A 21,798-nucleotide genomic window follows, 5' to 3' on the forward strand; every position below is an offset into this window, starting at 1 on the left:
TCATGTTATTTGCCTCTTTTGACTTCGCTAAAAATCAAAGATGCATTTAACATGGGTAGGTATACAGGCAAAGCCTCAAATGATGATAACCACCTACTGAAGTAGGTGGTTTTGGGCTAAAAATAAAAAGGGTTCGCAGTGCGAACCCTTTTCTTATAACGAAATTAGCGACACATTACAGCGTAATTGCTGCGTCTAATGTCATCACGATCATATCGTTGAACGTGGTTTGACGCTCATCAGAAGTGGTTTTTTCGCCAGTACGGATATGGTCAGATACAGTTACCACACACAGTGCACGGGCACCGAACTCATGGGCAACACCGTATAAACCAGCGGCTTCCATCTCTACGCCTAACACGCCCATTTTTTCCATCACGTCAAACATTTGTGGATCAGGAGTGTAGAACAGGTCGGCAGAGAAAACGTTACCAACACGGATCTTAGTGCCTTTCACTTTGGCAGATTCAATCACGGCATTCATCAGCTCGTAGTTCGCGATAGCAGCGAAATCTTGGCCTTTGAAACGTAAACGGTTAACTTGCGAATCGGTACAAGCACCCATGCCGATGATCACATCGCGCACTTTAACGTCAGTGCTGATCGCGCCACAAGTACCCACGCGGATCAGATTCTTAACGCCGTAGTCTTTAATTAATTCAGTTGCATAGATTGAGCATGAAGGAATACCCATGCCTGAACCCATAACAGAAATACGTTTACCTTTGTACGTACCGGTAAAACCTAGCATGTTTCGAACGTCAGTCACTTGCTCAACATTTTCTAAGAATGTTTCAGCAATATATTTTGCACGTAATGGATCGCCAGGAAACAGAACTGTCTCAGCGAATGCGCCCTCTACAGCATTAATGTGTGGTGTTGCCATCGAAATAACCCCTGTTTATTTTATTAAGACTTAAGTCTTTGTTTACTGGCGGCCCAATGTTGGCCGCCAAATCGAGATCTTGCACGTTTACTTAGATAAACGACTCACCGTATTCCATCGGCTCAAGCTTGAAGTAGCTCGCGATAGATTGGCCGATATCGGCAAAACTGTTACGGCGACCGAGTGAACCCGCTTTCAGCCCTGCGCCATAGGCCAATACAGGCACATATTCACGGGTATGGTCAGTACCTTGCCATGTTGGGTCGCAACCATGGTCAGCGGTGAGGATTAACAGATCGTCCTCATCCAGCAGCGCAAGCATTTCAGGTAAACGCGAGTCGAAATACTCCAGCCCTTTCGCATAACCTGCCACATCACGGCGGTGACCATAGTGGGAGTCAAAATCAACAAAGTTAGTGAATACAATAGTATTTTCACCCGCTGATTTCACTTCGGCTAAAGTCGCATCAAATAGCGCTTCTAAACCGTTTGCCTTCACCTTTTTGGTGATGCCGCAGTAAGCGTAAATATCGGCAATCTTGCCCACACTCACGACTTCACCACCCGCGGCTTTTAACTTATCTAAAACTGTCTTCGCTGGCGGCTCGAGGGAGTAATCCTTACGGTTACCAGTACGAGCAAAGTCGCTTGGGCCTGTGCCATCGAATGGACGCGCAATCACGCGACCAATGTTGTAAGGCTCTAACTCTTCACGGGCGATTTCGCAAAGACGATATAAGTTTTCTAAACCAAATGTGCCTTCATGGCAGGCAATCTGGAATACCGAATCCGCCGAAGTGTAAAAAATCGGCTTGCCTGAACGCATGTGCTCTTCGCCTAATTCTTCCAGAATCGTGGTACCAGAAGCATGGCAGTTACCTAAAAAGCCATCGAGTCCGGCACGGGCGAGAATCTTATCTGTCAGCTCTTTAGGGAACGAGTTTTGATGCTCGCTGAAATAGCCCCAGTCAAATAATACGGGCACACCCGCCATTTCCCAGTGGCCGCTCGGGGTATCTTTACCCGAACTTAACTCCTGAGCGTGGCCATAGGCACCAATCAGCTCAACATTGTCCGCAAAGCCTGGAGCAAACGCTCCCGTGCTTTCCATCGCGGCATGGGCCAAACCTAAACGCGCCAAGTTTGGCAGCGTTAACGGACCTTCACGGCCGATATCGGCTTTACCTTCAGCACACGCTTTAGCGATATGACCAAAAGTATCAGAACCTAGATCCCCAAACTTGGCGGCATCGCCAGCGGCGCCCACGCCAAAGGAATCCAACATCATTATAACTGTACGTTTCATAATTCTTCCTTAAAGATCCGCAGCTCGGATATAAGCATAGATCTCAGGTGTTTTTTCTGGAGCGACTTCATCAATACGAATCGCTTTTTTCACGGCTTCTTCCGCCTGAGCAAAGGCATCTTCAGATTGCGCGTGGATCACGGCAATCGGCGTTGAAGCATCAATCTTATCGCCAAGGGCACAGACTTGCGTCAAACCAACACTGTAGTCGAGTGCATCACCAGGCTTGCGACGACCACCACCTAAGGTAACCACGGCCAAACCGAGTTCACGGGTGTCCATGCTGTGGGCATAGCCTTGGGTATCCGCAAAGACTGGGCGAATAATTTGTGATTGCGGTAAGTACTTACTGTAGTTTTCGACAAAATCGACTGGGCCACCGAGGCCTGAAACCATCTTGCCAAAGATCTCGGCAGCGCGGCCGTTATCTAATACGCGGTTTAACTTGGCACGGGCATCCGCTTCATCGGTGGCGAGGCCACCTAGGAGTAACATCTCGGCACAAAGACCCATAGTCACAGCGTACAGACGAGGATTACGGTAAGCACCAGTTAAGAAGTCGATGGCTTCTTTCACTTCAACCGCATTACCCGCACATGAGGCTAATACTTGGTTCATGTCGGTGAGTAAGGCCGTCGTTTTAGTACCTGCGCCATTGGCTACCGCCGCAATGCTGCGAGCAAGCTCTTCAGAGGCTTCGTAAGTTGGCATAAATGCGCCGCTACCGACTTTAACATCCATCGCCAATGCATCGAGACTACAAGCTAATTTCTTAGAGAGAATAGAGGCAGTAATGAGGGAGATGGATTCGACGGTCGCAGTGTTGTCACGGATGGAGTAGAAACGTTTATCGGCGGGAACCAGATCGCCAGTTTGGCCGATAATCGCCACACCAACGTCTTTAACCACTTTGCGGAACAATTCACTCGAAGGTTCGGTTTGATAACCGGGAATAGCGTCGAACTTATCGAGCGTGCCGCCTGTGTGTCCGAGTCCGCGACCCGAAATCATCGGCACATAACCACCGCAAGCGGCAGCCATGGGGCCGAGCATGAGACTAATCACATCACCGACACCACCCGTACTGTGTTTATCGATGACTGGGCCATTAAGACCAAGTGATTGCCAATTGAGTACAGTGCCAGAATCGCGCATTGCCGTGGTCAAAGCGATTCTTTCATCCATATTCATGTCATTAAAATACACAGCCATGCCTAGTGCGGCGATCTGACCTTCCGACACTGCATTAGTGGTTATGCCCTTAACGAAGAACTGGATCTCTTCGGTGCTTAAGGCTAACCCATTGCGTTTCTTACGTATAATTTCCTGAGCTAGAAACATGATACTGCCTCCAAGCTAAATACTAATACAACATATCCGTTATTTAGCTTTGCAATGAAACATCAAAACTGTAGCAATATTACAATTACATGCTATCGAAGTTTTGATGTTTCCAACTAGATTTAGGTCACACTTAATTAGTTTCGATATACGATTTTGGTATTAATCGAGATCCAATGTTCGATTAATAGCCTTGAGTCGGCTTAGGCGCATCGGCTAATTCTAATGTGTGTAACAAGCTGTTGAGTAAGCTTGAAGCACCAAATCTAAAGGTACGTGGAGAGACCCAATCCGCACCGAGAATACGCTCAGCCACACCTAAAAACTCTGCAGCTTGAGCAGCATCACGTACGCCGCCAGCAGGCTTAAAGCCCACTTTGGTGTTCTTTTCACTGATCACAGTCAGCATGATTTCGGCCGCTTCAAGGGTCGCGTTGACAGGAACTTTACCGGTAGAGGTCTTGATGAAATCAGCACCCGCATCGATAGACAATTCAGAGGCTCGGCGGATAAGCGCAGGATCGGCTAATACACCAGATTCGATGATCACTTTCAGTAATACATCGCCACAGGCCTCTTTACAGGCTTTGACTAACTCGTAACCGACACTTTCGTTACCTTCCATCAGCGCGCGGTAAGGGAATACCACGTCGACTTCATCGGCACCATAGGCAACGGCGGCACGGGTTTCTAATACTGCAATAGCAATATCATCGTTACCGTGTGGGAAGTTGGTTACTGTCGCGATTTGAATGTCTTCTGCGCCTAGCTCATCGAGGGTCTTACGTGCGATAGGAATGAAGCGAGGGTAGATACAGATGGCAGCAGTATTACCCGCTGGCGTCACGGCTTTGTGACACAGGTCGATCACTTTCTGATCGGTGTCGTCATCGTTTAAGGTGGTTAAATCCATAAGTTCGATGGCGCGTTGTGCTGCTTTTTTTAAATCAGTCATAATAGCTCTCCAAAATAAAAACAAATAAATAGAAATCAGTCGCTTATACGCAACGCTCAGAGCTGGCATTATTTTGATTATTTTTATATGGCCGGGCCTTCAGGCGATGCCGAGTAATTTGTGTAGGGCAAATTACATTTTTATTAGGTATTCAATCTTGCCTATGCATAACACATACGCATCCTGACACTTAAATGAACTATAAGTGATCACGACTTGAATCCTTGAAGACCGGAAGAGAGGATACGAATAATGTCTTGTTCCTACTTTTCCGCGAAAAATCCGTTTTAGCGCGAGAAAAACACAAACCTTTATATAAACGCACTGCTCAAATTATAAATGGGTTTAGATAAAGATTCATGACACATAAAAGATGGAGCCGCCATCGCGGCTCCAACGGCTCTTACAAGAAATTAGAACTTGTAAGTAGCTGACAGGTAGTGAGACCAACCTGTTGATTCTAGAGCCAGTGCACCAGCACCGTCTTCTAACAGGTAAACGTCTTTGAAGCCTTTCAGGCCATAGCCCAGAGCGTAACGATCTGAGTGCCAGTATAGACCGAAGAAGATGTTACCACCGTTAGAGGTTTTTGGTACGAAAGCAGTCTTGTCTTCGTCAGCACCGAATTGGTAATCGATGTAACCTTGGAATGACAGGAAGCTCTTGTTGTCGAAGAAGTAGAAAGGCTTGAACCAGTTAGCAGAGAATTGGTAACCGTTCCACTCTTTCGCGTTCATGTCGTAGTAACCGTACAGGTTCATACCTGTTTTGCCTAACCAAGGCACGTTTACGTCAGCACCAACACCCCAGAAAGTAGAGTTAACGCCTTCACCGTTCAGACCGTCCCAGTTGAACAGAGTAGAGAAGTAAACTTCTTGTACTGGACCGAAAGATAAATCTTTACCAGTTAATGCATCGATAGAAACACGTGGAGCAAATTTCATGAACAGTTTGCTGGTGCCTGAACCTGGGTTCTTGTCACCGTTGCTGCTTGATTGGTTTGCTAAGTTGAATACGTCAACATAACCATACAGATCGAAAATACCTGAACGGCCGCCGAATTCCATTTCTAAATAGTTGTGTTGGTCGCCAGTAGCTGGGTTATCAGGCTTTTCGCCGATAGAGTACATAGCGTTGAACTGCATCCACTTGTAGTCAGAACCGTGAAGGTCTGAACGGTCTGCAGCAAATGCGTTACCAGACATTGCAGCTACTGCTGTAGCAGCTAAAGCTAAAGTTTTAACGTTTTTCATCATCAACCCCATTATTTTGTTTGCTACCGTCAAGGGTAGCGTTCTTTTTGTGGCGCTCGCATTCTACCTCGATTAAAAAAAATCTCAATAATCTGGCGTAAAATCACGAACACAAAATTCTTAATTGTGAACAAAGTCGCGACTTATTGTTTACGACTAATTAACTTAACCGTACGTCACGACCGTTAAGACAGCATCACAGCTAAAGTCTAGTTGTAATCTGGCCTATACAATCGGGAAATATTCACTACTGGAAAATGGTTGAATTAACTTAGGTCCCGCCCTGCATGGTCAGGACCCAGTTAGTGGGGAGCGTCTCCCCTACACGTCTATGCTTAGATAGCTAAGAACAGACCTGCAATTGTTGCACTCATTAAGTTAGCTAAAGAACCGGCGATAACTGCACGGATACCTAACTTCGCTAAATCGTGACGACGGTTAGGAGCCATAGCACCTAAACCACCTAGCAGAATCGCAATAGAAGACAAGTTAGCGAAACCACACAGAGCAAACGAAACAATCGCTTTGGTTCTGTCAGTCATTGCTAAACCAGTTTCAGCGACAACCATACCGCCATCAGCGATGTCTTTTAGGTATGGAGCAAAGTTCAGGTAAGCAACGAATTCGTTAACAACGATCTTCTGACCGATGAAAGAACCAGCAACCAGTGCTTCGTTCCAAGGTACACCGATTAAGAAAGCTAAAGGCATGAAGATGTAACCAAGGATCAGCTCCAGTGTTAAACCTTCAACACCAAACCAACCACCTACACCACCGATCATGCCGTTGATCATTGCGATCAAACCAACGAAGGCTAACAGCATTGCACCTACGTTTAATGCTAAGTGCATACCAGATGAAGCACCCGCAGCAGCAGCGTCTAATACGTTAGCTGGCTTATCAGGATCTTCTGGTAATTCATCCATATCGTTTTTAGCAACTTCAGTCTCTGGGTGCATCAGTTTAGCCATTAATAGACCACCTGGTGCCGCCATGAATGACGCAGCAACTAAGTACTCAATAGGCACGCCCATTTGCGCGTAACCAGCAAGTACTGAACCTGCGATAGAAGCTAAACCACCCACCATGATCGCAAACAGTTCTGATTGAGTCATAGTTGGGATGAATGGACGAACCACTAACGGCGCTTCAGTTTGACCAACGAAGATGTTAGCAGTCGCTGACATAGATTCAGTACGGCTTGTGCCTAATGCTTTTTGCAGACCACCACCGATGATACGGATGATCCACTGCATGATGCCTAAGTAGTACAGAACGGCGATCAGAGAAGAGAAGAACACGATAACTGGCAACACGTTTACCGCGAAGATAAAGCCAAGTTTGAAGTTAGCTAAATCACCGAACAGGAAGCCAATACCGTTTTGTGCGTAACTAATTACAATGGATACTTTATCAGACACATATTTTAGAACGTCTTTACCAACTGGAACCCACAGTACAAAACCACCGAAGGCGGCCTGGATGGCTAATGCACCACCCACAGTACGTAAGTTAATTGCTTTTTTGTTATTCGATAGGAGGAAACCTATCGCAAGTAGGACGACCACCCCTACTAAGCTCATCAATATATTCATTAACCATCACCCTATTGTTAACACTTTTTAATTATGTTGTTAATCAACCTATTTCCGAGTCAGATTATACCCGAGAGAAAGTCGAAAATCGTCGTTTTGATCAAAATTTTGGAGTTTAATTTCAACCGCTTAGAGCAAAATGCTATTGCGACCTACACCTGTTTAACCAAAAACAACTAAAGGTCAAACAGTTGCATTGCATTCAACACCAAGTGTTCTGATATTAGAACACTAGATTTTTTTTGCAAAGTTGCAATTTTGTCTATAAAAAGTACAGCGTTAGCGGGTTGATTCCGTTTTTCTGTAACATTTTGCGGGGTCATGGCAGGAGAATCAGTCTCAAGTAGGAAGCTGTCTAGGGGCAATTCGCTGACGGTTTTGAGCAGTTTTTTCGCATTGGGATTCATCACTAAGCCCCCAATACCTAGCTTAAAACCCAACTTAATATATTCAGCAGCTATATCGGGACTGCCAGAAAAGGCGTGTATTACGCCACCTTTTGGGAGTTTGTAGCGCTTTAAATGGGACAATACCTCTTGATGAGCTTTGACTGCATGGACGATAACGGGCAAGTTCAGCTCATTGGCGAGAGTAAGCTGCGCATCGAAAAATGCTAACTGTTTACTCCAATTATCAGCATAAAGTTTGTCTAATCCGCATTCACCAATAGCAACAAAACGGGGACATTCTCGTAACTGAGAAACTTGAAATGTTAATGCAGAAATAGCCTTATCAACATCTTCGGGGCAAAACCAAGGATGGATACCTAAGGCAAAATAACATTGATATTGCTCTGCAATCGCCAACTGCTTTTCCCAATGCAGCGGGGAAACTCCCGGAATAATCAGATTATCGATGCCCGCTTGTCGCATACGCTGCACGACCTGTTCGCGGTCACTATCAAACTCTGCGAAATCGAGGTGTGCGTGGGTATCTAGCATCATCAATCTGTTACTCCGATTTTGTTTCTCCTTGGGGTGCAGGCGCCTTTTCTTGGCAATTCGGCTTGTTGCGGGCTAATGGCGGGTCCTCCAATCGAGGCATACAACAACGGCGATTCTCTGGCTTCAGCCCCATCTTGTCACACCAACGAATATAGGCACGCCACGCCCGAGTTATCCAATGAATCATGAGTCATCCCACAAATTGTAGATACAAAAAAGGCGGTGAATCACCGCCTTTTACCCTAGGTTACTTACCTGTTAGTGTTCGCGCGTTTTAGCGAACTCGATATCAGGGTATCTTTCCATCGAAAGATTTAAGTTAACCATAGTTGGCGCAATATAAGTTAAGTTATCGCCACCATCGAGCGCCAAGTTTTGGCTGCACTTACGGCGGAACTCTTCTAGCTTACGCTCATCTTTACAATAAACCCAGCGTGCCGTTGAAACGCTAATACCTTCGTAAATCGCTTCAACGTTGTACTCGCTCTTTAAGCGGCCGACAACCACTTCAAACTGCAGCACACCCACGGCGCCGACGATTAGATCGTTGGTATCTAATGGACGGAACACCTGTACGGCGCCTTCTTCAGACAATTGTACTAGGCCCTTAAGCAATTGTTTTTGCTTGAGTGGATCGCGCAGACGAATACGGCGGAACATTTCAGGTGCGAAGTTAGGTACACCAGTAAAGCGGAACTTTTCACCTTGGGTGAAGGTATCACCGATACGAATGGTCCCATGGTTATGTAAACCAATAATATCACCAGGATATGCCACTTCAGCGCGTTCACGGTCACCCGCCATAAAGGTCAAGGCATCGCTGACGTTAACATCTTTACCAATGCGCACATGGTGCATCTTCATGCCTTGCTCATAACGACCAGAGCAAACGCGCATAAAGGCAACGCGGTCACGGTGTTTAGGATCCATGTTAGCTTGGATTTTAAACACAAAACCGGTGAATTTTTCTTCGTCAGGCATGATCATCCGCGCATCGCTTTCACGAGGCAACGGCTTTGGCGCCCACTCCACAATACCATCGAGGATATGATCAACACCGAAGTTACCCAAAGCGGTACCGAAGAAGACTGGCGTAAGCTCACCCTTTAAGAAGGCTTGATGATCAAATTCATTCGATGCACCGCGAACCAGCTCCATTTCATCACGTAAATCAGCAGCATAACTACCAATCGCTTTATCCAGCTCAGGGTTATCGATGCCTTCAATCACGCGGCGCTCTTGAATCGTGTGTCCCATACCGCTCTGGTACAGTACCACTTCATCACGCAGAATATGGTAAACACCTTTGAACTCTTTACCGCTACCAATAGGCCAAGTGATAGGCGCACAGGCGATATTGAGAACATCTTCAACCTCATCCATCAGTTCGATGGGATCGCGAATATCACGGTCGAGTTTGTTCATAAAGGTGACGATAGGCGTATCACGAAGACGCGTGACTTCCATCAATTTGATGGTACGATCCTCTACGCCTTTTGCCGAGTCGATAACCATCAAGCAAGAGTCAACCGCCGTCAAGGTGCGGTAAGTATCTTCCGAGAAGTCTTCGTGGCCGGGAGTGTCGAGTAGGTTAACGAGCGCGCCACCATAGGGGAACTGCATGACAGACGTAGTAATCGAAATACCACGGTCTTTTTCCATTTCCATCCAGTCAGACTTAGCATGCTGACCCGATTTTTTGCCCTTAACGGTACCCGCTTTCTGCAGCGCGTTTCCGAATAACAGCACTTTTTCGGTAATGGTGGTTTTACCCGCGTCGGGGTGCGATATAATCGCGAAGGTGCGACGTTTATCGACCTCTACTTTATTGTCTGACATTTAACCTATGCACTCGTATCGCTAAAAAAGGCGCAAATTATAGCGCCTCAGTGCGAACTTGGCTAGGTAAAGCCCAAGATGTGTCTCGGGCGATATGGCTTATTTTGTGCCTTCGAGCAAACCTTTAACTTTGGCTAGCTCAATTCGCGCGTATCTGTGCTCAACAAAGTCATAGATATTGGTCGCGAGGGCAAGGCGGAAATAATTCGCCGCCTCTTGGTATTGATTCTTGGCGATTTCGATTTTCGCGAGATAGAAATACGCTTCACAGAGACGCTCAGCATATTCTTTGGGATGGGTCAGGCCTAATTTGGCATCGGCAAAAACCTGCTCGCGGCTCTTAACGCCTAGGTAATAATCAACAATCACGGTTGACCAGGCATCGGCTTCCAGTCCCTTTCGGTGCTCCTGTAACTGACGTTTAGCTTCCTCAGCGTTATCCTTTGACTGGATGAGATATAACCACAGGGCGCGGTAGCCGTCTTTATTGTCGCCGGCGTAAAACGCCTGCATATCTTTTAAGGCGAGATCGTTCCGATCGCCATAATAAAGCGCAATGCCGCGATTCAAGTAGGCATAATCATAGTTTGGAGACAGCTCTAATACCCCATCAAACGCTTCATAAGCGCTATCGTATTCACCCTCTTGAGTGTAATAAATACCAAGGAAATTATAGGCATCGGCTAAGTCGGGTTGCAGTTTAAGCGCCTGCATAAAATCGATACGCGCCATTAAGCGTAAACCGACGCTGTCGTAAATCACGCCACGGTCGTAATGAAAACGTGCGCGCTGCTCGTTGGTTAGCTCAACCGCCGATAATATTTCATTCAGCTTGGCAAGGGTGACTTCAACTTTATAGTCTGGCATCACGGGAGCGATGACTAACTTGCCTTCAACGTCATTTTGGTTGTCTAAGGGAGACTTAGTGGTCGCACATCCAGCCAACATCAAGCTGGCACCCGCCAGCACAGCAACAACAGCGGTTCTAATTTTAAGACTCATCCATTTCTACCTTTTTAGATTCCCAACCCACGCAGAAGAATGTTCATGATAGCAATCCCACTTCAGGACTGCTATTGAGGAATAGCATTAAACGCAATTTTATTAAACCTAAACAAACAAAAAGGAGATCAATTGATCTCCTTTTAGTCACGTCATGTCGAAACTGACGCCGATAATGTCAGTGAAGACGATTATTCAGCAGCGGCTTCTTTAGTCTGTGCTTCTTTGATTGACAGTCTTACACGACCTTGACGATCCACTTCCATTACCTTAACGGTAACTTCTTGGTTCAGTTCAAGGTGGTCAGAGACGTTAGCAACACGCTCATCGCTGATTTGCGAAATGTGCACTAAACCATCTTTGCCTGGCAGAATGTTAACGAAGGCACCGAAGTCTACGATACGGATAACTTTACCGTTGTAGATACGACCCACTTCAACTTCTGAAGTGATTTCTTCGATACGACGGATGGCTTCACGGGTTGCATCGCCATTCGACGAAGCAATCTTCACAGTACCGTCATCTTCCAGTTCGATAGTGGTGCCAGTTTCTTCGGTCAGCGCACGAATAACCGCGCCGCCTTTACCGATAACATCACGGATCTTCTCAGGGTTGATCTTGATCGTTGTGATACGTGGAGCGTGGTCAGAGATATCATCACGGTGTGAACCAATCGCTTGGTCCATTACGTTCAGGATATGTACACGTGCGCCGTAGGCTTGTTGCAGTGCAATTTCCATGATTTCTTTGGTGATACCTTCGATCTTGATGTCCATCTGCAGTGCAGTCACACCGTCACGGGTACCCGCTACTTTGAAGTCCATGTCACCTAAGTGGTCTTCGTCACCTAAGATGTCAGACAGAACAACGAAGTCATCGCCTTCTTTCACCAGACCCATAGCGATACCCGCTACAGAAGTCTTGATGGGTACACCCGCATCCATCAGAGCAAGAGACGTACCACACACTGATGCCATAGAGCTTGAACCGTTAGATTCAGTGATTTCAGAAACCACGCGAACGCTGTATGGGAATTCTTCAGCGGTTGGCATTACTGCGTTGATACCGCGCCACGCTAATTTACCGTGACCGATTTCACGACGCTTAGGTGAACCCACCATACCTGTCTCACCCACAGAGTAAGGAGGGAAGTTGTAGTGCAGCATAAAGCGGTTAGTACGCTCGCCCATGATGCTATCAATCTTCTGTGCGTCACGCTCAGTACCTAGAGTACAAGTTACCAGTGCTTGAGTTTCGCCACGGGTAAACAGTGCACTACCGTGAGTACGTGGTAATACGCCTGCTAATACGCTGAGAGCACGAACCATGTCTGGCTCACGACCGTCGATGCGCGGCTCACCACGGATGATGCGACCACGAACCACTTTCTTCTCTAAGCTACCGAGCAGACCGTCAACTTCACGTAAATCGACGTCTGGGTTTGCAGCCAACAGTGCTTCTTTAGCTGCGGCTTTAACCACAGCAACTTGAGCATAACGATCTTGTTTAACTTGAATTTGATACGCTTGCGCTAAACCGTCTTCAGCTAATTCTTTAACTTGAGCAACTAAGGCTTCATTGGCAACTGGTGCAGTCCAATTCCAAGCTGGTTTACCCGCTTCTGCTTTGAATTCAGCAATCGCTTTGATAACCACTTGTTGTTGGTCATGGCCATAAACCACTGAGCCTAACATCACTTCTTCTGGTAATGCTTGAGCTTCTGACTCAACCATCAATACCGCGCTCTCAGTACCGGCAACAACTAGGTTCAGTTGGCTGCTTTCTAACTGAGTCACTGTTGGGTTCAGTACGTATTCGCCATTGATGTAACCCACGCGCGCTGCACCTAATGGGCCGCTGAATGGGATACCCGAAATAGCAAGCGCAGCCGAAGTACCGATCATTGAAATAATATCCGGCTCGATTTGTGGATCGACAGATACAACAGTAATGATCACTTGAACTTCGTTTGTGAAGCCATTAGGGAAAAGAGGACGAATTGGACGGTCGATCAGGCGAGCGATTAATGTCTCATCTTCTGAAGGACGGCCTTCACGCTTAAAGAAACCACCAGGAATTTTACCTGCTGCGTAGGTCTTTTCTTGATAGTTAACAGTCAGAGGAAAGAAGTCACGGCCTGCTTCAGCTTCTTTTTTACCAACAACAGTGACTAACACTGTCGTGTCACCCATGCTAGCTAAAACGGCAGCGTCTGCTTGACGTGCAATAACACCTGTTTCCAGGGTGACTGTATGTTGACCATACTCAAAACTCTTTACAATTGGATTCACGTGACCCATTCCTTAATTAATGACCTTGAATTACGCGCGTAAGTATACTGCAATTATCCACAATAGATAAAGAGCAGATAATGATGACAAAGGTCTATCTTTTCACTAAAGTGGGTAAACGAACAAAGAGTTATGCTGTAACTTAATGTCACAAGATCCCCATAGCGAAAACAATAATAAAGGATGTGTTGAATGACGGGTCGCTTTAAATCCCTAACTTGGAAACAAACAAATCTCGTCGTTTTTACAGCGCTTTTTTTCGCTATCGCCATCTTCATTGTTGAAATCGCCCTCGTCGTCGTCTCCACCAAGCAGCAACTCACTACCACTCAACAAGAATTACTCGATTCTGTAGAACAACCCGCCGCCAACGCCGTCTGGGCTTTAGATGATAATTTGGCGAGGCAAACCCTAGAGGGGGCGATTAAAGTCGAGCATGTGGGCTCTGCGGTGATTGAACTCGATGACGGCTCGATGTTTGTTTCCGTGAGCAATAATAAAAAAAACAACTCACAAACCTTTATCAGCCTCAGCAACAAACTCTTCGATGACTTAAAAGAAATTTCACGGCCCTTGTATCGACCCTTTTACTTTGAAGGCACTCAAAAACAGCAGCTTATCGGCACGTTAACCATTTTTTACGACACGCAGGAGCTGACCAACACCCTCTTTAGCCAGTTACGCTTCAGCTTTTTTGCCACCTTAGCCCGCGCGCTGTTACTCACCTTAGTGCTGTCTGTCGTATTCCACCGCTTCTTGACACAGCCAATAGCCAGGATCAGCGAAGCCATTGATAAGATTTCCCCCGATTCACCCGATGAAAACCTGCTGCCCATGTCCAACGCCCATAAGGATGATGAATTAGGCCTAGTGACATCGAAGTTTAACCAGATCCTTATTCAATTCAGTCAAACCCAATCCAAACTGCGTAAAATGGCTACCCGAGACCCATTAACAGGCCTTCCTAATCGAACCCTATTACTCGAAACCATTGCCGTGACTATCCAGCGCTCACGGGTTCATAAAAGCAGTTTTGCTTTGATGTTTATCGACTTAGACCGTTTCAAAAATATCAATGACTCCCTCGGACACGCCCTTGGCGATCAATTCCTCGCCCGCATCGCCCGTATTTTGGAACGCGTGGTGGGCGATAAAGGGTCAGTATCACGCCTAGGCGGCGATGAATTCGTGATTCTTGCCGACTCAGTTCACTCCCCCGACCAAGCTGCCGACTTTGTCGATAAACTGTTAGTGCAGCTCAACGTGCCGATTCAGCTGAATGAACATGCGATTCACCCAGCAGCATCGATTGGGATTTCCATCTATCCAGAAGATGGCAACAGCGCCGAAGATCTTATCCGCCATGCCGATATCGCCATGTACAGCGCAAAGGCCGCAGGATCGAATCAATGGGCCTTCTTCAAACAACAGATGACCGAGCGTGCGGCGGTGCGACTCCGTACCGAAGCATCACTGCATGACGCATTGAAAAACAATGAATTTTTGCTCTACTTTCAGCCCAAATTAGATTTACAAACCGGCAAGATCACCGCTTGTGAAGCTCTGATCCGTTGGCAAAAGGATGGCCGCTTAATCAGCCCTATCTCCTTTATTCCGGTGGCGGAAGAAACCGGCATTATTATTCCGATTGGACGTTGGGTTATCGAGCAGAGCTGCCGCGTATTGCGCGACTGGCAGAAGAAATATAACTATGCGATACCGATTGCCATTAATGTCGCGTCACAACAATTTGCCGATGCCAGCTTAGTGTCGGACATTAAACAAATGGCGCTGCGTTACCAAATTCAACCGGAATTACTCGAAATTGAAATCACCGAAACATCGTTGATGAATGACATTGAGCTTGCGATCAACAAGTTAGAACAGCTCAAGTCGGCCGGATTTGGTATTGCCGTCGATGACTTTGGAACAGGCTACTCTTCCCTGTCTTATCTGCGCCATTTGCCGATCACGACCATGAAAATCGACCGCTGCTTCGTGTCCGACTTACCAGGGGACAGCGCGATTGCCTCGACCATTTTGATGTTAGGTAAACAATTGAATCTTACGATTGTGGCCGAAGGGATTGAAAACGAGCAGCAACTCGATTGGCTCAAGCGTAATCAATGCCAAATAGGTCAAGGCTTCTATTTTAGCCAGCCGTTACCACAGGCAGAGTTTGAAGCGCTGTATATTGCCAACCAAACAGCAACCATTAGCAATATTGATGGATTTCGTGGCGCCTAACGCACCGAAGATAGAGTGTAAAATACTGAATTTAAGGCAATAAAAAAGGAGGCTTAGCCTCCTTTTTTATGTCAGTAAACGCGTGATTAACGACGTAAACCTAACTTTTGGATCAGCTCATTGTAACGCGCTGCTTCAGTACGCTTCAGGTAAGCTAATAACTTACGACGAGCGCTAACCATGCGTAACAGACCACGACGTGAGTGGTGATCGTGGATGTGCTCTTTGAAGTGATCTTGCAAATGGTTGATTTGAGCAGTTAACAGCGCAACTTGAACTTCAGTTGAACCAGTGTCGTTTGCGCCACGGCCAAATTCAGCCAGGATCTTTGCTTTCGCTTCAGTACTTAGTGACATGTGTCTCTCCAAATATAAAATGTGAATCTCTAGCCGATCACTAACTCAGCCAGAGGGCGCGCTATTCTACCCATAATCCTTGGCGCGCGCAATAAATGCGATGGATTAATAACCCAAGATAATCAATTAAGATGCTTTAGCTTGGTCGTGGAGCACAACTAAGCGCTTAGGCGCCAATAAGCCATCTTCGTTCATCTCGCCAATTCCAACGAAACGACGCTCAGTGCCCAACGTAATGCGCACCAACTTATCTGCAACGAGTCCAGAGACACGTACCGCCTGACCTTGCATTAAGTAAGCTGCGCTTGCATCTGGCACATTAACCTCGGGAAAGTCAGCAACAGCGGTATCCATAGGCAGCAGCAACGAGTCCAGCAAACTGCTTGGGTCAAGCTGCTCTTCCTGCGCCTTAGCGACTAGGGCTTCGAGTTGCTCCAAGGTGACCATTTTGTCGTAGGGATAATGCGCGACTTGAGTACGACGCAGCATAATCACATGGGCGCCACAACCGAGCATCTCACCTAAATCATCGATGATAGTGCGAATATAAGTGCCCTTAGAGCAATGAATGTCTAAGGTCAGCTCATCGCCTTCTAGACCGATGAAGTTCAGTTCAAAGACAGTGATTGGGCGCGCCTCGCGCGGCACTTCAATCCCCTCGCGGGCATACTTATACAAAGGCTGGCCTTGGTATTTCAGCGCCGAATACATGGAGGGCACTTGCTGAGTATCGCCACGAAAATGCTCTAAGGCAGACATTAACTGCGCCTCAGTAAATTCGAGCGGGCGAGTCTGCACCACTTCACCGTCAGAGTCGCTAGTATCTGTGCGTTGTCCCAGTTTTGCGGTAACCAGATAACGCTTATCCGAATCCAGCAAATGCTGCGAAAACTTAGTCGCTTCGCCTAAACACACAGGTAGCATACCCGTTGCCAAAGGATCGAGTGCGCCCGTGTGCCCCGCTTTATTGGCATTAAAAAAGCGCTTTACCCGTTGTAATGCAAAGTTGGAACTCATGCCAGTGGCTTTGTCCAACAACACAATACCGTCGATAAAGCGGCCCTTCGAACGTCTCGCCATTACGCTTTACCTTCGGTGTCATCGGCTTCGTCGATGTCATTCTCAGTCACATCGTCAGCGCTACCAAACTGTTGCTGCTTGGCTTTATCGCTGTTGATCACTTGGCTGACGAGGTTAGACATACGCATACCTTCAACCAATGAACTGTCATACACGAAACGAATTTCAGGCATGACTCTCAGCTTCATGCGGCCCGCAACTAATGTACGGATATAAGGCGCAGCTGTAATCAAGGCATTGAGCTTTTCTTGCACCAGCTCTTTGTCTTCTTCGAAGAAAGTCACAAACACTTTCGCGTAACTTAAATCGCGGGACACATCGACATCATTAACGGTTACAAAACCAATACGGGGATCTTTCATGTCGCGTTGTAACACAACAGCCAGCTCTTGCTGCAACTGCTGGGCTATGCGACGTGTACGACTGAATTCTTTTGCCATAATAGAGTTACCATAGCTAATGTATTAAATTGAAAGGGCGGCTAATGCCGCCCTCTTTATCGTTACAGTGTGCGTGCCACTTCGACGGTTTCGAATACTTCGATTTGGTCACCCACGCGGACATCGTTGTAGTTCTTAACACCGATACCACATTCCATGCCGTTGCGAACTTCGTTAACGTCGTCTTTAAAGCGACGTAGCGATTCGAGTTCACCTTCGAAGATCACCACGTTATCACGCAGTACGCGGATTGGTGCGCTGCGCTTGATGGTGCCTTCAGTCACCATACAACCGGCGATTGCGCCCAGTTTTGGTGACTTGAACACGTCACGTACTTCAGCCAGACCGATAATCTGTTGCTTGAATTCTGGTGACAACATACCCGTCATCGCCGCTTTCACTTCATCAATCAGATTATAGATAACGCTGTAGTAACGCAGGTCAACACTTTCGCTTTCGATAGTCTTACGCGCCTGTGCATCGGCACGGACGTTAAAGCCAACCATGATCGCGTTAGAAGCCGCAGCTAAAGTCGCGTCGGTTTCGGTCAGAGCACCCACACCGCGAGCGATGATGTTCACTTTCACTTCGTCGGTAGACAGACCCATTAAGGAGTCGGTAATCGCTTCGAGTGAACCTTGAACGTCTGCCTTCAGAACGATGTTCAGTTCCTTCACTTCGCCTTCGGTCATGTTCGCGAACATGTTTTCCAGCTTAGACTTCTGCTGACGCGCTAATTTCACGTCACGGAACTTGCCTTGACGGTACAGGGCTACTTCACGGGCTTTACGCTCGTCGCGAACAACAGTTGCTTCATCACCGGCAGATGGCACACCTGACAGACCTAAGATCTCAACAGGGATTGATGGGCCCGCTTCAGTGATTGAACGACCGTTCTCGTCTTTCATCGCACGGATTTTGCCGTACTCTAAACCACATAGAACGATGTCGCCTTGGCGCAGTGTACCTTCTTGAACCAGAATCGTTGCCACAGGGCCGCGACCTTTGTCCAGTTGTGATTCGATAACCACACCTGCCGCCATACCGTCACGTACCGCTTTAAGCTCTAATACTTCAGCTTGCAGCAGAATGCCTTCGAGTAGGTCGTCAACGCCAGCACCTGTCTTAGCAGATACGAAGGCGAACATGTTGTCACCGCCCCAATCTTCAGACATAACGCCGTGTTGCGCTAATTCACTCTTCACGCGGTCGATATCGGCTTCTGGTTTATCCATCTTGTTGACAGCAACAATCAATGGCACGTTACCGGCTTTAGCGTGTTGAATCGCTTCGATGGTTTGTGGCATTACGCCGTCATCGGCAGCAACAACCAGTACAACGATGTCAGTCGCTTTAGCACCACGGGCACGCATTGCGGTAAACGCGGCGTGACCTGGGGTGTCTAAGAAAGTGATCATGCCGTTTTCGGTCTCAACATGGTATGCACCGATATGTTGAGTAATACCACCGGCCTCACCCGCTGCCACTTTCGCGCGGCGGATATAGTCAAGCAGAGACGTTTTACCGTGGTCAACGTGACCCATGATGGTCACAACTGGCGCACGAGGCTCAAGCTTAACGCCACCCTCTTCATCACGCTCAGACAGTACTTGTTGCTCTAATTCGTTTTCACGGATCAGTACCACTTTGTGGCCCATTTCTTCGGCAACTAACTGGGCGGTTTCTTGATCTAACACTTGGTTGATCGTCACCATTGAGCCCATCTTCATCATTTGCTTGATTATTTCAGTCGCTTTAACAGCCATTAAGTGGGCAAGTTCTGCCACAGTAACAGTTTCACCGATACGCACATCACGGTTAACAGCAGCCACTGGCTTGTTAAAGCCGTGTGCCATTGATTCTGGCGCTGTGCTGCGGTTACGCATGTGTTTTTCGCGACCATCGCGAGCATCTTTACCACCACGTTTAGTCTTGGCGGTATTTTTGTTACGAGCACGACGACCACGTTTTTCTTCATCCATATCCGATGAATCTTCAGCAGCACGGGCCACTTTAGAGGTAGTGATATGGTGATCGCTATAACGCTCAGCCTCTTTACGTTGACGCTCTTCTTCGTCCCAACGCTTAGAGTTTTCTTCCGCTAACAGACGTGCTTTTTCAGCCGCTTTAGCCGCTTCTTCGTCTTGCTTACGCTTAGTCGCTTCAGCTTGAGCCGCTTTTAAACGCTCAGCTTCAACACGCGCCGCTTCCGCTTCTGGCGAAGTGTCTTTGGTGGTTTTCGCATCAGTCGTCGCTTTGGCTTTAGCTTTTGCTTCAGCATCCGCTTTCGCCTTGGCTTCTGCTTTTGCTTCGGCGTCTGCTTTAGCCTTAGCTTCGGCTTCCGCTTTGGCCTTGGCTTCTGCTTCAGCTTTTGCCTGAGCTTCGGCTTCTGCCTTCGCTTTGGCTTCTTCTTCAGCTTTCAGAACCGCTTCGCTCACGTCACGCTTAACGAAAGTACGGGTTTTACGTACTTCTACTTTAACGTCTTTAGATTGACCACCATTACCGGCCACACTCAGGGTCGATACGGTTTTACGTTGCAGTGTCATTTTGGTCGGTGCGCTTTCGCCGCCATGCTGCTTCTTCAGATAATCCAGTAACTGTTGCTTCTCAGCTTCAGAAACGTTATCAGTTTGGCCTTTCTTAATTCCGGCCTGAGAGAATTGCTCAATCAGACGTTCAACACTTTTACCCACTTCCGTGGCCAATTTCTCTACGGTAGTATCTGCCATCAGTTAAATCCCCCTGTTGATCGACTTATGCTTCTTCGCCAAACCAACAGATGTTGCGGGCAGCCATGATCAGCGCACCTGCTTTTTCTTCTGTCAATTCTTCAATTTCGATCAAATCATCAATGCCTTGTTCAGCCAAGTCTTCTAGAGTCACGATACCTTTGCTTGCTAAAACATAGGCTAAGTGTCTTTCAACACCTTCAAGTGCTAATAACTCTTCACTTGGCTCCACACCATCTAGTGCTTCTTCAGTGGCGAGAGCTCGAGTTGAGATCGCCGCTTTTGCACGCTCACGTAATGCTTCAACGATATCTTCATCGAAGCCATCAATTGCTAATAATTCAGATACAGGCACGTAAGCCACTTCTTCGAGAGAAGTAAAACCTTCGTCAGCCAGTACTTGAGCAAAATCTTCATCTACATCCAGTGCGTTTATGAATAAGCTCTTCACCTTAGCGCTCTCGGCTTGGTGCTTCTTGTTCATGTCTTCCACTGTCATCACATTTAGTTCCCAGCCAGTCAGCTGAGTCGCTAAACGTACGTTTTGACCGTTACGGCCAATGGCTTGTGCCAGACTTTCCGCTTCAACGGCGATATCCATTGAGTGGTTGTCTTCATCAACGATGATAGAAGCCACATCGGCAGGCGCCATTGCGTTGATCACATATTGTGCTGGATTATCATCCCACAACACGATATCGACACGCTCGCCACCGAGTTCATTCGATACTGCTTGTACGCGTGCACCACGCATACCAACGCAAGCACCGATTGGGTCGATACGACGATCGTTTGACTTCACGGCGATCTTAGCGCGTGCACCTGGGTCGCGCGCAGCGCCCATGACTTCGATCAGCTCATCGGCAATTTCCGGTACTTCAACACGGAACAGCTCAATCAGCATGTCTGGCTTAGTGCGAGTTAAGAACAACTGCGCGCCACGTGCCTCTGGACGTACTGAATACAGCAGTGCACGGACACGGTCGCCAGGACGGAAAGATTCGCGTGAAATTAAATCTTCACGGAATAATACGCCGTCAGCGTTGTTACCTAAGTCAACAACCACGCTTTCACGGGTCGCTTTTTTCACCACACCAGTGATCAGTTCGCCTTCTTTATCTTGGAACTGTTCAACGACTTGCGCACGCTCAGCTTCACGTACTTTTTGTACGATCACTTGCTTAGCGGTTTGCGTCGTAATACGGTCGAAGGCGACAGATTCGATCTCGTCTTCGATAAAATCGCCAGGTTGGATTTCTGGGTTTTCGTAACGCGCAGCTTCCAAGGTGATTTCGCGGTATGGGTTTTCTAACGCAACACCGTTATCGTCGATAACCATCCAGCGGCGGAACGTTTCATAGGCGCCAGTTTTACGATCGATAGAAACACGAACGTCGATATCGCCTTCGTATTTTTTCTTGGTTGCAGTTGCCAGCGCAGTTTCTAGCGCTTCAAAAATTTTCTCGCGTGGAACGGCCTTTTCATTTGAAACCGCCTCAGCGACTAGCAGAATCTCTTTATTCATTTCGTC

At 47.3% G+C, this 21,798-nt stretch carries 17 protein-coding genes; 1 reads left to right on the plus strand and 16 read right to left on the minus strand.

From position 1 onward, the window contains the following. Window positions 1-175: 175 nt before the first annotated feature. The 11 genes from deoD to pnp all read right to left on the minus strand — a co-directional run bounded on the left by deoD (window position 176) and on the right by pnp (window position 13,412). Window positions 176-886 carry a purine-nucleoside phosphorylase gene (gene deoD / locus CBX96_RS13025; protein ID WP_011621831.1) on the minus strand — a complete coding sequence of 237 codons (711 nt, stop codon included), beginning with the start codon at window positions 884-886 and terminating at the stop codon, window positions 176-178. A gap of 91 nt (window positions 887-977) precedes the next feature. Next, on the minus strand, window positions 978-2,192 hold the full coding sequence (locus tag CBX96_RS13030; RefSeq protein WP_055647280.1) for a phosphopentomutase: 1,215 nt from the start codon (window positions 2,190-2,192) through the stop codon (window positions 978-980). Between the two features lie 9 nt (window positions 2,193-2,201). Beyond that, window positions 2,202-3,533 (minus strand): thymidine phosphorylase, encoded by a 1,332-nt coding sequence (gene deoA / locus CBX96_RS13035; RefSeq protein WP_011625502.1) that lies wholly within the window; start codon window positions 3,531-3,533, stop codon window positions 2,202-2,204. 184 nt (window positions 3,534-3,717) lie between these two features. Then, entirely contained in the window at window positions 3,718-4,488 is a 771-nt protein-coding gene (gene deoC / locus CBX96_RS13040) for a deoxyribose-phosphate aldolase (protein WP_011716152.1), read from the minus strand. A gap of 413 nt (window positions 4,489-4,901) precedes the next feature. Beyond that, window positions 4,902-5,741 carry an outer membrane protein OmpK gene (locus tag CBX96_RS13045; RefSeq protein ID WP_086903697.1) on the minus strand — a complete coding sequence of 280 codons (840 nt, stop codon included), beginning with the start codon at window positions 5,739-5,741 and terminating at the stop codon, window positions 4,902-4,904. A gap of 335 nt (window positions 5,742-6,076) precedes the next feature. Next, window positions 6,077-7,336, minus strand: coding sequence for a NupC/NupG family nucleoside CNT transporter (locus tag CBX96_RS13050; RefSeq protein WP_109287002.1), 1,260 nt, complete (start codon window positions 7,334-7,336; stop codon window positions 6,077-6,079). Between the two features lie 176 nt (window positions 7,337-7,512). Beyond that, window positions 7,513-8,277, minus strand: a complete 765-nt coding sequence (locus CBX96_RS13055; protein ID WP_181382205.1) for a TatD family hydrolase — start codon at window positions 8,275-8,277, stop codon at window positions 7,513-7,515. A gap of 10 nt (window positions 8,278-8,287) precedes the next feature. Then, a complete protein-coding gene (locus tag CBX96_RS21730) occupies window positions 8,288-8,467 on the minus strand; it encodes a hypothetical protein (protein ID WP_109287004.1) in 180 nt (59 codons plus the stop codon). Between the two features lie 71 nt (window positions 8,468-8,538). Beyond that, on the minus strand, window positions 8,539-10,119 hold the full coding sequence (gene prfC / locus CBX96_RS13065; protein WP_011621824.1) for a peptide chain release factor 3: 1,581 nt from the start codon (window positions 10,117-10,119) through the stop codon (window positions 8,539-8,541). A 99-nt stretch (window positions 10,120-10,218) separates the two neighbouring features. After that, a complete protein-coding gene (nlpI, locus tag CBX96_RS13070) occupies window positions 10,219-11,121 on the minus strand; it encodes a lipoprotein NlpI (RefSeq protein ID WP_086903699.1) in 903 nt (300 codons plus the stop codon). A 191-nt stretch (window positions 11,122-11,312) separates the two neighbouring features. Continuing rightward, window positions 11,313-13,412 carry a polyribonucleotide nucleotidyltransferase gene (pnp, locus tag CBX96_RS13075; RefSeq protein ID WP_086903700.1) on the minus strand — a complete coding sequence of 700 codons (2,100 nt, stop codon included), beginning with the start codon at window positions 13,410-13,412 and terminating at the stop codon, window positions 11,313-11,315. Window positions 13,413-13,604: 192 nt separating this feature from the next. On the opposite strand from pnp, the gene CBX96_RS13080 reads away from it, so the two are divergent. After that, window positions 13,605-15,659 (plus strand): bifunctional diguanylate cyclase/phosphodiesterase, encoded by a 2,055-nt coding sequence (locus CBX96_RS13080; RefSeq protein ID WP_109287005.1) that lies wholly within the window; start codon window positions 13,605-13,607, stop codon window positions 15,657-15,659. A gap of 86 nt (window positions 15,660-15,745) precedes the next feature. Here the strand turns inward: CBX96_RS13080 and rpsO are convergent, their stop codons facing one another. From rpsO to nusA, 5 genes are all read right to left on the minus strand, one after another. Next, entirely contained in the window at window positions 15,746-16,015 is a 270-nt protein-coding gene (rpsO, locus tag CBX96_RS13085) for a 30S ribosomal protein S15 (protein ID WP_011621820.1), read from the minus strand. A 126-nt stretch (window positions 16,016-16,141) separates the two neighbouring features. Then, complete coding sequence (gene truB, locus CBX96_RS13090; RefSeq protein ID WP_109287006.1) at window positions 16,142-17,095, minus strand: tRNA pseudouridine(55) synthase TruB; 954 nt, start codon at window positions 17,093-17,095, stop codon at window positions 16,142-16,144. Next, entirely contained in the window at window positions 17,095-17,535 is a 441-nt protein-coding gene (gene rbfA, locus CBX96_RS13095; protein ID WP_086903703.1) for a 30S ribosome-binding factor RbfA, read from the minus strand. Before rbfA ends, truB begins: the two co-directional genes overlap by 1 nt. A 62-nt stretch (window positions 17,536-17,597) precedes the next feature. Beyond that, complete coding sequence (infB, locus tag CBX96_RS13100) at window positions 17,598-20,267, minus strand: translation initiation factor IF-2 (RefSeq protein WP_109287007.1); 2,670 nt, start codon at window positions 20,265-20,267, stop codon at window positions 17,598-17,600. 25 nt (window positions 20,268-20,292) lie between these two features. Continuing rightward, window positions 20,293-21,792 (minus strand): transcription termination factor NusA, encoded by a 1,500-nt coding sequence (nusA, locus tag CBX96_RS13105; RefSeq protein ID WP_109287008.1) that lies wholly within the window; start codon window positions 21,790-21,792, stop codon window positions 20,293-20,295. Window positions 21,793-21,798: the final 6 nt, after the last annotated feature.

The sequence above is a fragment of the Shewanella sp. BC20 genome (genome assembly GCF_003129585.1).
Lineage (GTDB): Bacteria > Pseudomonadota > Gammaproteobacteria > Enterobacterales > Shewanellaceae > Shewanella > Shewanella seohaensis.